We start from the raw sequence: 11,493 nt of genomic DNA, 5'->3' as shown, positions 1-11,493 counted from the left end.
GGGAGGCCCGGAGCCACGGCTCCGGGCCTCCCGCCCCTCGGTGATTTCCGTCGTGCTATCCGACCGGAAGGAACGGCACCAGCAAGGTGGTGAGGAACAGGACGAAGGCTCCGCCGATGCGGGTGGACAAGGCGGCGAAGGGCATCAGGTGCATGCGCTCCGCGGCGCTGAGCACCGAGACATCGCCCGAGCCGCCGGTATCGGCCATGACCAGCCCCGGGGTGATCGCCGCTTCGACAAAGTTGAACTTCAGCAGCCACCCCACCAGGCCGGCGACTGCTCCGGCCACCATGACGGTGAAGACGACCAGCACCATGAACATCGGATCGCCCAGCGACGCGAGGACCTCGTTGATGTCGATGAAGGAGATGCTCACGCCCACCAGCAGGGCGGGAACCATGACCGCGGTGATCATCTCGCCCCAGTCGGTGGTGGCTTCCTCCAGATCCTTGGGCAATAGGCCGAAGATCTTCAGCGCCGAGGCGGCAATGATCATCCAGGCGTAAGGATGCAGGATCTCGAAGTAGGCGCCGAGCAACTCGCCGAGGACGAACAGCACCGCGGTCAGGGCCAGGCCCTTGCCCAGGGTCAGGAAGCTGGCGACGGTGCGCTTGGGAGGGGTGACCAGTTCCTTGCTCTTGCCCTTGAACCGCATCAACTCGCCGTTGCCGCTGAAGCCCACGAAGAGCTGCTTGCGCTTGCCCAAGCCGTTGAGGATGCCGGCGAAGAGGATGCAGAAGATGTTGGCGACGACCACTGCCGACATCAGGTCGCCCATGAAGGCCGAGGAATCCTGGCCCGTGCGGGCGGCGTACATCTCGCTCATCGGCACCGCGCCCAGGCCCAGGCCGCCAGCCATCACCGGTGCGGCGACGGTGAGCACCGAGGTCCAGAACCCGTAGCCGGTGGCGGCACCCACCACTCCGGTGAGGGTGAAGGCCAGCAGGATGCAGGCCAGCAGCGGAATGGCAAAGCGCGGCCCGGCCTTGATCAGCAAGGCGCGCGGCGCGCCCAGGATCGAGCCGGCGATCACCGCGGCCACGAAGAAGTCGAGGAATCCGTGCGTGGTGACGAAATCCGTCACGACGGTGATGATTGCCTCGGGCATGAATCCGTAGAAGATTACCAGGGCCGGGATGAACGTGCACAAGATGGTGGGAAGGCCGAAGTCGCGCACCACCGGGAAGAGGTTGCCGAACCAGATCAGCAATCCGCCCAGCAGCATCGAAACGGCGAAGCCCGGCAGCATGCCGCCTGGAAGATTGCCGGTAACCGCCGCGATGAGCACGACGGCGGCCATGATCACGTAGAGCCAGATGGGCATTCCCGCAATGGCGAAGTGCCGCGGGTTCGAGTGGTGGGAGCCTTTGGGCAGCTGGGCCTTTTCGTTCAGCCGCTGCAGGACGTCCTGGTCTTCGTCCTGGACAGGACGGGGAAGCTGGGCTTCCTGGTTGGTCTTTGACATCGTATTCTCCCGATGTTTCGTGGCTTGCAATGCTACCGGCTTCTTTGCGCGGAATGCAGTTGCTTTGCCTGCTGCGAGGGCAGGCCGAGTTGCCTAGTGGATGGAGAGGGAATCTGGTTGGACGGGTGGTGCACTGGAAATGGTTGCGCGGGCCAGATCGGTGGCCTTTGCGAGTCCTGCAGGATCAATCCCGGTCGTGTGCCCTTCGGCATGCAGGAAATCCACGAGTTCCCCGGTCGACAGGTTTCCTGCCGCGCCCGGAGCGAAAGGGCAGCCGCCGTAGCCGCCCAGTGCGGCATCGAAGCGGGCGATGCCCGCATCGATGGCCAGTTTCACGGTGTCCAGTGCTTGGCCGTGGGCATTGTGCAGGTGCAATGAGTAGGCCAGGTCGGGCTCGGCATCCTGGATGCGCTTCACGTTGCTGATCAGGCGTCGCGGCGGAGTGGTGCCGAGCGTGTCGGCCAGCCCGATGTCCGTGATGCCCATGGACTTGAACGCGCGCACCAGCCGCAGCAGCCGGGACGGGTCGATCTCCCCCTCAAATGGACAGGTAAAAGCGGTAGAGATCCCGGCAAAGAAGCCGGGCTGCGGGTGTGCGGCGACATCGGCGGCGAGCGAGTCCAGGACCTGCTCGATTCCGGCCCCGGCATTCGCATTGCTGTGCGCCTGGCTGGCCGAAGCGACCACCTGCACTTCGCTCGCGCCGGCGGCCACGGCCCGGGCGATGCCCCGCCCGTTCAGGGCCAGGACCGTGAAGCGGACTCCCGGTTCGCCGGACAGCGCGGTGACCACGTCGTCGGCGTCGGCCATTTGCGGCACGCGTTTCGGGTTGACGAAGGAGGCGATTTCCATGCGCCCGATCCCGGCGGCAGTCGCAGCCCGGGCGATCTGGACCTTGCCGGCAGTGGGAACGATGACCGGTTCGTCCTGCAGTCCGTCACGCAGGAACACGTCAGTGATCTCGATCTGCATTATTTCACCGCTTTGCTGCCCATGGCCGCAATCTGCCCGGCATCGAAGCCGGTCAGGCCCATGAGGACTTCCTCGGTATGCTCCCCCAGATCCGGGCCAACCCATTTGACCTCTCCCTGGTGACCGGGAATCTTTGGCACCACCCCCGGAAAGCGGATCAACTCCGGATTCCGGTCGACAACCACTTCATGGGTTTCGATCATCCCGCGAGCCTGGTAGTGCGCGTCCTGGGCAATGGAAGGAGCGTCGTAGACCGGTGCGGCAGGGACCCCCGCGGAGTCCAAAGCGGCGAGTACCTGCTGCAGCGGCAGGGACCCTGTGAAGGCTTCGATAGCTCCGTTGAGCTCTTCTTCGCGGGCACCGCGGGCCTCGGTGGTCATCAGGGACTGGTCACTGGCCAGGTCCTCGCGGCCGATGGCGCGCATCAGCCGGGTGAAGACCGAGTTGGAGTTTCCGCCGATGACCACTTCCAGGCCATCCTGGCACGTGTAAGAGCCGGTAGGCACGACGCCGGGAAGCCGTCCGCCGGTGCGCTCTCGCACCATGCCGTACGCATCGTAGTCCGGAACCAGTGATTCGAGCAGCGAGAATACGCCCTCGTAGAGCGCCACGTCGACGACGTTCTGTTCCTGGTTCCTTCCTCCCTTGGCCTTGTTGAGCATGAGCATCAAGGCGCCGATGACTCCGTATAGTCCTGCAACGGTATCGCCCAGGGATGCGGCGGCACGTCCTGCGGGACGATCGGGTTCGCCGGTGATGTAGCGCAGTCCGGCAAATGATTCTGCGGAGCTGCCGAATCCGGCACGGTCCTTATAGGGGCCAGTCTGCCCGTAGCCCGAGATCCGCACGAGAACAAGATCAGGGTTGATTCCGCTGAGCACTTCCGGACCCAGCCCCCACTTTTCCAGCGTGCCTGGGCGGAAATTCTCGATCAGCACATCTGTGGTCTTGATGATTTCCTTGATTGCCGTCGCACCAAGCTCGCTGCGCAAATCAAGTTCGACGGATTTCTTGTTGCGTGCGATGGTCCGGAAGAGCATGGAGGTTTGGCCGCGGGCCTTGCGCCAGTCGCGCAATTCGTCGCCGCCATCGGGCCGTTCAATTTTGATCACTTCGGCGCCAAAATCGCCGAAAATGCGGGCAGCGAAGGGCGCAGCGATGAAGTTTCCCAGTTCCAGCACGCGCACGCCGGCTAATGGCTGGTTGTTCTCGCCGAGGTTCAGCTGATTGGCCATCAGAATGACCCCTTTTCGTGTTAATTCAGAGATAGATTTTCCCACTGATTGGGATCTGTATCCCTTTCAGCGGTAAGACTGTAACAAGTGAGCCACAACACAGCAAGGGTCAATTGAAATAAAATGACTGCCCTCGACCTCCGGCGAGGCATGATATCCGTCTGGGATCGAAGCCAAGGCATGGTCCGCCAATTGCTGGCATGCCCAGTCGCAGGGTGAAGGCACCCCACCACTGCGCTCAGAATTTCAGCACCACACGGATGCCTGCTGCCCAACAGCGGCGCGTGGATCCCGACGACCGCATCTCAGCAATTGGTGCCGCGTTCCGATTCAGCGCCGCACACCGGCACCACTGGCTGGCGCCACGAGGCAAAGGCCAGTACCGTGCCGATCGCGCCGATCCCGACCAGAACCACGGCGACGCCCCACAAGCCGATTGACGCGCCGAGGACACCGGCCACCGGGTAGGTCAGCAAGAAGCAGGCATGGGACAAGGAAAATTGCGCGGCGAAAACCCCCGGGCGCGTCTGCTCTGTACTATTGCGGCGCAATAGCCTGGACGAGGGCGTGAGGATGCTTGCAGTCGCCGCACCCAAAGCCATCCATAAGCCAAGAAGCCCGGCCCATTGCCCGGCTCCCTGTGCCCAGCCGATGACCGTAGCACCAATGAGCAGCAGCAGCGGCATCATTACGGCGCCGGCGAGCATCACAGTGCTGTCCTCGAATCGCTCCAGCAACCCCGGCATGCCCAGTGCCACCGCCATCGAACCTGCACCATAGGCTCCGAGCAGCAAGGCAACATCCACCTGCGAACGGCCCAGCTCCCCCTTCACCAGCACCACCGTGTTGACGATGACCATGGCGGAGACCGCGGCAACGACCAGATTCAGCGCCATCAGGCTGCGCAGTTCGCGTGCCGACCAGAACGCCCGGGTTCCGCCGGTGAGTCGATGGAAGAACTGCATCCTCTGCGGCGGCGGGATCAACGGGAACCGGGTCGCGGCAACAAGCAGAGCCGATGCGGCAAAGCCGATCACGGTCCCGGCAAAGAGGTTGTGGTAGCTGGTGACAGTCAACAACGCGGCCGCCAGCATCGGACTGGCCAACGACTCCATGTCATAGGCCAGACGCGACAGGGACAGGGCCTTCGTATATTCCCGTTCTCCAGGCAGGATGGAGGGAATGACCGCCTGGAATGCGGGGGTAAAGGTCGCCGATGCCGATTGCAGGACAAATATCAGCACATAGATCTGCCACGCTTCACTGGCGAAGGGGAGGCAGAGCGCCACCAGTCCACGAATGACATTGGACCCGACAAGCACCGGTTTGCGCGGAATATGGGACACCAGGGCGTTGACCAATGGTGCAACCGCCACATAGGCGACCATCTTGACGGTCAAGGCCAGGCCGAGCACCAAGCCCGCGTCGTTGCCGGCGATATCGAAAGCCAAAAGGCCCAGCGCTACGGTGAGCAAGCCAGTGCCCAGAAGCGCAATCATCTGCGCGCCGAAGAGCTTGGCGTACGCCTGGTCCCTGAGAACTGAAAGCATCTTGGCCGCCCCCGTCTTCTTTAGTCCTAGGTGTTTGGCGCTTCGTGATGCAGCGGCAATTGGCCGTTGGATACAGAATGCTCTGCCTGCTTGATCGCTTCGCTGACCAGGCGTGCGGGGTGCTCATCGGTGAGGCTATACAGGACCTTGGTTCCGACTTGGCGCGTGGTCACCATGCGCGCCATGCGCAAGCGAGCCAGGTGCTGGGAAACCCCCGAAGGGCTCTTCTCGACGAGCTCTGCGAGCGCATTGACCGAAAGCTCTCCGGCACGGCGCAGATGCAGCACAATCCGGATTCGGGTGGCGTCGGAAAGCAGTCCGAAGACTTCCGCGGCCAGCTCCACGAAATCCGAGGAGGGATCCGGAGCATAAATCTTATTATGTGCATGCATGCTAATAGACTAATGCTTTTCCCTGGCACTGCCTAGAGCACACCGGAAGTATTCAGCCTTCGACTCGAACTAGAATTGGAACCATGACTGCAACGCTCGTGGCCAAGGACCTTGCCGGTGGCCACGCCCACCGAACCCTCTTCTCGAATCTGAACTTCACCGCCTCGCCCGGTGATGTCTATGGCGTGGTGGGCGCCAACGGCGCCGGCAAATCCACGTTGCTGTCGCTGCTAGCCGGGGCCGCAACCCCGCAGGCCGGAACCGTGAGCACTGCCCCGGATTCCGCGTTCATCGGCTGGATGCCGCAGGAGCACGAGCGCATTCCAGGTGAAACCATTGCCGCGTACTTGGCCCGCCGGACCGGTTGCGCCGCGGCCACCACCGCCATGGAGACGACCGCCGAAGAACTGGGCAGCGGCAAGCCGGGCGCAGATGATGCCTACAGCGCCGCCTTCGATCACTGGATGGCCTCTGGCGCCATGGATCTTGAAGACCGCATCCCCGAGGTGCTGGCCAAGCTCGGCTTCACCCTCCCGGTCGATACCGAGATGACTGCTCTGTCCGGCGGCCAAGTTGCCCGCGTTGCCCTGGCGGCCTTGCTGCTCTCCCGCTTCGATGCGGTATTGCTCGATGAGCCGACCAACGATCTTGATCTTGAAGGCCTGGAGCATCTGGAGAACTTCATCAAGTCCCTGCGCGCACCGGTGATCCTGGTGTCGCATGACCGCGAGTTCCTCGCCCGTTGCACCACCGGCATCATCGAACTGGACTTGGCCCAGAATCAGGTAGCCACCTATGAAGGCGGCTACGACGCGTATCTCGCCGAACGGGCCGTCAAGCGGACGCACGCGCGTGAAGCCTACGAGGAGTTCGAAAGCCAGAAGGCGGATCTCGTCTCCCGTGCCCGCACCCAGCGCGAGTGGTCCTCGCAAGGGGTGCGCAATGCCATGCGCAAGGCGCCGGACAACGACAAGATCCGCCGACGTGCCAACACCGAATCCTCGGAGAAGCAGGCAGCCAAGGTGCGCCAAATGGAATCGCGCATCGCCCGTCTTGAGGAAGTGGCCGAACCGCGCAAGGAATGGGTTCTGCAGTTCTCCATCGCGTCGGCCCCGCGCGGATCCTCGGTGATGTGCACGCTCAACGAAGCCTCGGTGTCCCACGGCGATTACACGTTCGGGCCGGTGTCGGTTCAGGTCAATGCCGGGGACCGGATTGGCATCACCGGCCCAAATGGAGCAGGCAAGTCGACCTTGCTGAACCTGCTGCTGGGCAAGCTGGCTCCGCACAGCGGCACCGCTTCCCTGGGCAGCTCGGTGAGCATCGGCGAAATCGACCAGGCGCGCACCCAGCTTCCCGGTGATCTGCCGTTGGGCGAAGCCTTCGAAAAGGAAGTTCCCGAGTACTCCGCTGCCGAGGTCCGCACCCTGCTGGCCAAGTTCGGCTTGAAGGCAGACCAGTCCTCTGCATTGGTCGATTCGCTGTCTCCCGGCGAGCGCACCCGCGCATCGATGGCATTGCTCCAGGCCCGTGGGGTGAACCTGCTGGTGCTCGACGAGCCGACCAATCACCTCGACGTGCCGGCCATCGAACAGCTCGAAGAAGCACTGGAAGCATACACTGGAGCGTTGCTGCTGGTCACCCATGATCGCCGGCTGCTGGAGAATGTCCGCCTGTCCGCCCACTGGGAAGTTGCCGAAGGGCAACTAACTGCCCATTTCTAGGGTCTGGCTTGGGCACGTCTTACATAGGCAATTTCACAGCAATCCAACGTAGGATTGGCATCATGGGAGCCGAGTTTTTCAGTTCTTTCGACTGCGAGGTCGACGCCTAGTACCCAAGGATATTTTCTTGAGAAGCACTGCAACACTCCATTCCCAAGGGCCTACACTCAAGCCGGGCGACCCCAAGAGCTTCTTCCACGTCAAGAAGCTGGTCACCGAAGCCGGATTGATTGGCCGCCGACGCGGGCACTATCTCGGCCTGGGCATCGTGCTGACGGTGCTGCTGGCTGGCACCGTTGCCGGATTCATCCTCCTTGGCGACAGCTGGTTCCAGTTGCTGATGGCAGGGGCCTTGGGCCTGCTGCTCACCCAGTTCGCTTTCCTGGCGCATGAGGCGGCACACCGCCAGATCCTCGCCTCGCACAAGCGCAATGACAAGCTGGGCCAGTTCCTGGCCAATATCGTCGTGGGCATCAGCTACCAGTGGTGGATGAACAAGCACAACAAGCATCATGCGACGCCCAATACCGTGGGCAAGGATCCTGATATCGAGTGGGACACCATTTCCTTTCAGACCGAGGATGCCAAGCGCCAGCGCGGGTTGCTCAAGTGGATCACCAACCGCCAGGGCTACCTGTTCTTCCCGCTGCTCACCCTTGAGGGCTTGAATTTGCACATGCACTCGATCATGTACTTGTTCAAGGCTGAGCGGGTCAAGAACCGCAAGCGCGAAATGACCGGTGTTGCACTGCGCATCGGAATCTACCTGGCCATCGTCTTCTACTTCCTGCCAGTAGGCATGGCTTTCGCCTTCCTGGGCGTGCAGCTGGCAGTTTTCGGCATCTACATGGGTGCATCCTTTGCCCCGAACCACAAGGGCATGCCGATGGTTCCCCAGGACGCCCGCATCGACTTCTTCTCCCGCCAAGTACTGACCGGACGCAACGTCATGGCCAAGTCCAGCTGGGGAAACCGCGTGCTATCCCACGTTTACGGCGGATTGAACTACCAGGTGGAGCACCACCTGTTCCCATCCATGCCGCGCGCCAACCTGGCCGGCGTCTCGCGCATCGTGCGCCAGTACTGCGAAGAGCATCAGGTGCCCTACACCGTGGCCAGTGTCCGTGAATCCTACGCACAGGTGATCACCTACCTGAACAAGGTAGGGCTATCGGCCCGGGATCCTTTCGAGTGCCCGATGATCTCCGGTTACCGCGTTAGCGCATAGCGTCTGCGCCAGGCGCATGAGCTAGGAATTGCTGCCACCATAGGCAAGGGTTCCCAGCTCTTCGCCGTTGGCGTCAAGAACAAGCATCTTGTTGCCCTCCTCCAGCTTGGCGGTGGCGGCACGCGAAAGCCAGTCATCCACGCCTTCGCAGTACATCTTGGTCGAAGCCAACGCGCCGAATTCCAGCTCTTCGGATCCGCTCCATGTGCCGGTAATGCGGTTGCAGCCATCACTGCCGGCGACCTTGCCGTCCGCTGAAAGTTCCAGCCACGGCTGGCCTTGTTCCTTGCTGCCCCACAAACCTGCCGGATCCTGCAGTATCACGCTGGTCTCGCTTTCAGTAGGCTGGCTGGCGCCAGACCCGCTCCCGGTAGATGCGCAGGCGGCAACGCCACAGGCCAGAGCTACTGCTGCGCTGCTCAGGAAGAATCGCTTCATGGTCCCAGCCTAGGTCCAGAATCCTCCGCTGACCAGCACCGAATTATGGCTGGGAGTCTACTGGCTGGGTTGGTTCCTTCGGCCCGGCGATCTCGATAGCCCCGGTCACCGTACGCTGCGCGCCGGTGCTGGCCGGAACTACTTCTTCAGCTTCAGGCTTGGCGTGCGCGGCATGGCCATGGCGCAGGTCGATGACGCCGACCACGAGGGTGGCCAAGACCAGCAACGAAATGGCAACAAAGGAGAGCGACATTGCCAGCGAATAGCCGGCAATATGATTCATGCCGTAGAAGACAGCGGTGATCACCGCAATGCCCACGGCCGTGCCCACGCGCTGGGAAGTCTGCATCAAGCCTCCGGCGCTGCCGGAGTTGGCCACGGGAACTTCCATCAGGGTCAGCGCCTGGTTAGGCGAAATAATGAAGCCCTGCGCCACTCCGATGAAGGCCAGCGAAAGCAGCATCCACCAGATGCCCAGCACCCCGCGCTCTTCCAATAGCACCACGGCAATAGTGGCCAGCAGGCCGAACAGTGCGCTGAGGATGCCGCCAATAACCAATTTCCGCCCCAAGGTCATCACGTAGCGTCCGGCAATATCGGAGCTGAAGGCCGACAGCAGTGCGGCCGGAAGGCAGATCAAACCTGCTTCCAGTGCGCTGAAGCCCTGGGATTGCTGGACATAGATGGCCACCAGCACCCAGACGCTGGAAACCCCCATGAAGTAAAGGCCTGCGATCAGCGTGCCATTGGTGAAGCTGCGGATCTTGAACAAAGCCAGTTCCACCATGGGTTCACGACCGCGCTTCTTGTACTTCTTCTCCCACTGGACCCAGAGCACCAGGAGCAGGACTGCCAATGCCAGAAGCGACCAGAGCCACGGGGTTTCGCGTCCCTGCACGAAGGGCAGCAGCAGGGCGAAAATGCCTACTGCCAGCAGCAAACCGCCAACTGGATCCAAATCCACCTTGCCCGTTGGCTTGCTGAACAGCGGCTTGGGCAGCCACAGCAACGCCAGGACGATGGCCAGCACTCCTACCGGTACGTTGATCAGGAAGGTGGAACGCCAGCCGGCGTCTTCGCCAAACCAGTTGATCAGCAGTCCGCCCAGCACCGGTCCGATGGCGACCGAGAAGCCAACAGCTGTGCCCAGCAGGCCGTAGGCCCGGCCGCGGGCAGCGCCACGGAAATGCTGCTGGATCATGCCCATCACCTGTGGGTTGAGCAGGCCGGAGCCAATGCCCATGATGAACCGGGCAATATTCAATACCAGCGGGTCAGCTGCCAATCCGGCCAGGACGCTGGCCGCCGTGAAGATCGCGACGCCTGCCACGAACATCACGCCGCGGCCCAGCAGGTCGCCGGCGCGTCCGGCGGCTACCAGCACCACGCCGAAGGTCAACGCATATCCGGCCAGCACCCACTGCAGGTCGGCCTCGGTGGCGTGCAGCGTGGAACCGATGGCTGGGAGAACCACGTTGACGATGCTGACCGACACCAGGGACATGAACATCGCGGCGAGCAGCACACCCAGCAATCGCCACCGGGCTCCGGCCGAGAGTTCTTCAGCAACTGGTGCCGCATGCGGCTTGCTCTGGGACATGGGCCAACTTTCACACGAATTCCAGGCCGCAGATTCCTGCGGCCCTGCACCCTACAGCGCCAGCCGGTTGGCTATTATTCCCTGTCGACGTGCTTTTTCACTGTTCGGGATTCTCGGCGGTGCGATTGAGCTCAAGCATCTGCGCAATGGCCAGCAACCTCAACTCGATAACTTCCTCGAAGAGGTCGTCGCTGTCTTGCTGAGGCAACTCGAGGGATTGGCGTGCCAGCGGCGTGGGAACTTCCGGGTAGGCGTCAAGCAATTGGAGCGGCACCAGCGAGCTCACGTAGTCCGGGCTGTCTTTCGAACGGCGGTCGTAGTAGTAATCCACATGCATCACGAAACCCAGGACGTCCCGTTCCAGCGCGCGGACCAGCGCTACAGCCTGCTTGAGCGTCAATCCGATATCCACGTAGAACGCTAGGATCCGTTCCATCAATTCGTTGCGGAATGGGCCGGGCTCGACCTTGAGCTTTTCGTCGAGCGCCATCTGCGATGCCCGGGGGTAGGCGCGGTAGGCCTTGCGCGTCGCATTGTAGGCTTCGGTCACACCACGCTTCCAGTCGTTGCAGTCGAATTCAATCAGCGGATTAATCGATATGAATCGCGATACAGCGAGGTTGATGACTTCCTGGCGGTCAGCCACGTAGTTGTACAACGCCCGCGGGGTGACATTGAATTCGGTCGCAAGACGATGCATGGTCAGCGCGTCATAGCCCTCGGCACCGGCTATTTCCAATGCCTTCTGGGCAATCTGATCCTTGCTCAGGGTCTGGAACTCGGAGTCCTTGCGCGGGCGCCCGCGACCTCGTTTTATAGGTTCAGGAGAGGATTTTTCCTTATTTTCGGCCATGCCAAGAGGATATACGCATTCCCTATGGAAAATCCC

At 62.0% G+C, this 11,493-nt stretch carries 10 protein-coding genes; 2 read left to right on the top strand and 8 right to left on the bottom strand.

Annotated elements, in window-relative coordinates:
* Nucleotides 1-55 precede the first annotated feature (55 nt).
* The 5 genes from ANI01nite_RS14595 to ANI01nite_RS14575 all read right to left on the bottom strand — a co-directional run bounded on the left by ANI01nite_RS14595 (nt 56) and on the right by ANI01nite_RS14575 (nt 5,614).
* Complete coding sequence (locus tag ANI01nite_RS14595; protein WP_141358828.1) at nt 56-1,465, bottom strand: 2-hydroxycarboxylate transporter family protein; 1,410 nt, start codon at nt 1,463-1,465, stop codon at nt 56-58.
* Between the two features lie 93 nt (nt 1,466-1,558).
* Nucleotides 1,559-2,437 (bottom strand): hydroxymethylglutaryl-CoA lyase, encoded by an 879-nt coding sequence (locus ANI01nite_RS14590; protein WP_141358826.1) that lies wholly within the window; start codon nt 2,435-2,437, stop codon nt 1,559-1,561.
* Nucleotides 2,437-3,672, bottom strand: a complete 1,236-nt coding sequence (locus ANI01nite_RS14585) for a CaiB/BaiF CoA transferase family protein (RefSeq protein WP_141358824.1) — start codon at nt 3,670-3,672, stop codon at nt 2,437-2,439. Before ANI01nite_RS14585 ends, ANI01nite_RS14590 begins: the two co-directional genes overlap by 1 nt.
* A 305-nt stretch (nt 3,673-3,977) precedes the next feature.
* Nucleotides 3,978-5,222, bottom strand: coding sequence for an MFS transporter (locus tag ANI01nite_RS14580; RefSeq protein WP_141358822.1), 1,245 nt, complete (start codon nt 5,220-5,222; stop codon nt 3,978-3,980).
* 26 nt (nt 5,223-5,248) lie between these two features.
* Nucleotides 5,249-5,614 (bottom strand): ArsR/SmtB family transcription factor, encoded by a 366-nt coding sequence (locus ANI01nite_RS14575; protein WP_038992136.1) that lies wholly within the window; start codon nt 5,612-5,614, stop codon nt 5,249-5,251.
* A gap of 83 nt (nt 5,615-5,697) precedes the next feature.
* On the opposite strand from ANI01nite_RS14575, the gene ANI01nite_RS14570 reads away from it, so the two are divergent.
* Together ANI01nite_RS14570 and ANI01nite_RS14565 are read left to right on the top strand one after the other, a co-directional pair.
* A complete protein-coding gene (locus tag ANI01nite_RS14570; RefSeq protein ID WP_141358820.1) occupies nt 5,698-7,338 on the top strand; it encodes an ABC-F family ATP-binding cassette domain-containing protein in 1,641 nt (546 codons plus the stop codon).
* Nucleotides 7,339-7,465: 127 nt separating this feature from the next.
* Nucleotides 7,466-8,566, top strand: coding sequence for a fatty acid desaturase family protein (locus tag ANI01nite_RS14565; protein ID WP_141358818.1), 1,101 nt, complete (start codon nt 7,466-7,468; stop codon nt 8,564-8,566).
* A 21-nt stretch (nt 8,567-8,587) separates the two neighbouring features.
* On the opposite strand, the gene ANI01nite_RS14560 is transcribed toward ANI01nite_RS14565, so the two are convergent.
* The 3 genes from ANI01nite_RS14560 to ANI01nite_RS14550 all read right to left on the bottom strand — a co-directional run bounded on the left by ANI01nite_RS14560 (nt 8,588) and on the right by ANI01nite_RS14550 (nt 11,457).
* Nucleotides 8,588-9,004, bottom strand: coding sequence for an META domain-containing protein (locus ANI01nite_RS14560; RefSeq protein ID WP_038992131.1), 417 nt, complete (start codon nt 9,002-9,004; stop codon nt 8,588-8,590).
* Nucleotides 9,005-9,047: 43 nt separating this feature from the next.
* Complete coding sequence (locus tag ANI01nite_RS14555; RefSeq protein WP_141358816.1) at nt 9,048-10,604, bottom strand: MFS transporter; 1,557 nt, start codon at nt 10,602-10,604, stop codon at nt 9,048-9,050.
* 97 nt (nt 10,605-10,701) lie between these two features.
* Nucleotides 10,702-11,457, bottom strand: a complete 756-nt coding sequence (locus ANI01nite_RS14550; protein WP_083515389.1) for a TetR/AcrR family transcriptional regulator — start codon at nt 11,455-11,457, stop codon at nt 10,702-10,704.
* Nucleotides 11,458-11,493 lie beyond the last annotated feature (36 nt).

The sequence above is a fragment of the Glutamicibacter nicotianae genome (assembly GCF_006539525.1).
GTDB classification, from domain to species: domain Bacteria; phylum Actinomycetota; class Actinomycetes; order Actinomycetales; family Micrococcaceae; genus Glutamicibacter; species Glutamicibacter nicotianae.
The sequence above is the reverse complement of the archived record's forward strand: the minus strand, read 5'-3'. Positions and strand labels throughout refer to the sequence as shown.

Coding starts and splice junctions, on each gene's coding strand:
- ANI01nite_RS14580 (WP_141358822.1), bottom strand. CDS start 5,222: ATGCTTTCAGTTCTCAGGGACCAGGCGTACGCCAAGCTCTTCGGCGCG.
- ANI01nite_RS14585 (WP_141358824.1), bottom strand. CDS start 3,672: ATGGCCAATCAGCTGAACCTCGGCGAGAACAACCAGCCATTAGCCGGC.
- ANI01nite_RS14590 (WP_141358826.1), bottom strand. CDS start 2,437: ATGCAGATCGAGATCACTGACGTGTTCCTGCGTGACGGACTGCAGGAC.
- ANI01nite_RS14550 (WP_083515389.1), bottom strand. CDS start 11,457: ATGGCCGAAAATAAGGAAAAATCCTCTCCTGAACCTATAAAACGAGGT.
- ANI01nite_RS14555 (WP_141358816.1), bottom strand. CDS start 10,604: ATGTCCCAGAGCAAGCCGCATGCGGCACCAGTTGCTGAAGAACTCTCG.
- ANI01nite_RS14560 (WP_038992131.1), bottom strand. CDS start 9,004: ATGAAGCGATTCTTCCTGAGCAGCGCAGCAGTAGCTCTGGCCTGTGGC.
- ANI01nite_RS14595 (WP_141358828.1), bottom strand. CDS start 1,465: ATGTCAAAGACCAACCAGGAAGCCCAGCTTCCCCGTCCTGTCCAGGAC.
- ANI01nite_RS14570 (WP_141358820.1), top strand. CDS start 5,698: ATGACTGCAACGCTCGTGGCCAAGGACCTTGCCGGTGGCCACGCCCAC.
- ANI01nite_RS14575 (WP_038992136.1), bottom strand. CDS start 5,614: ATGCATGCACATAATAAGATTTATGCTCCGGATCCCTCCTCGGATTTC.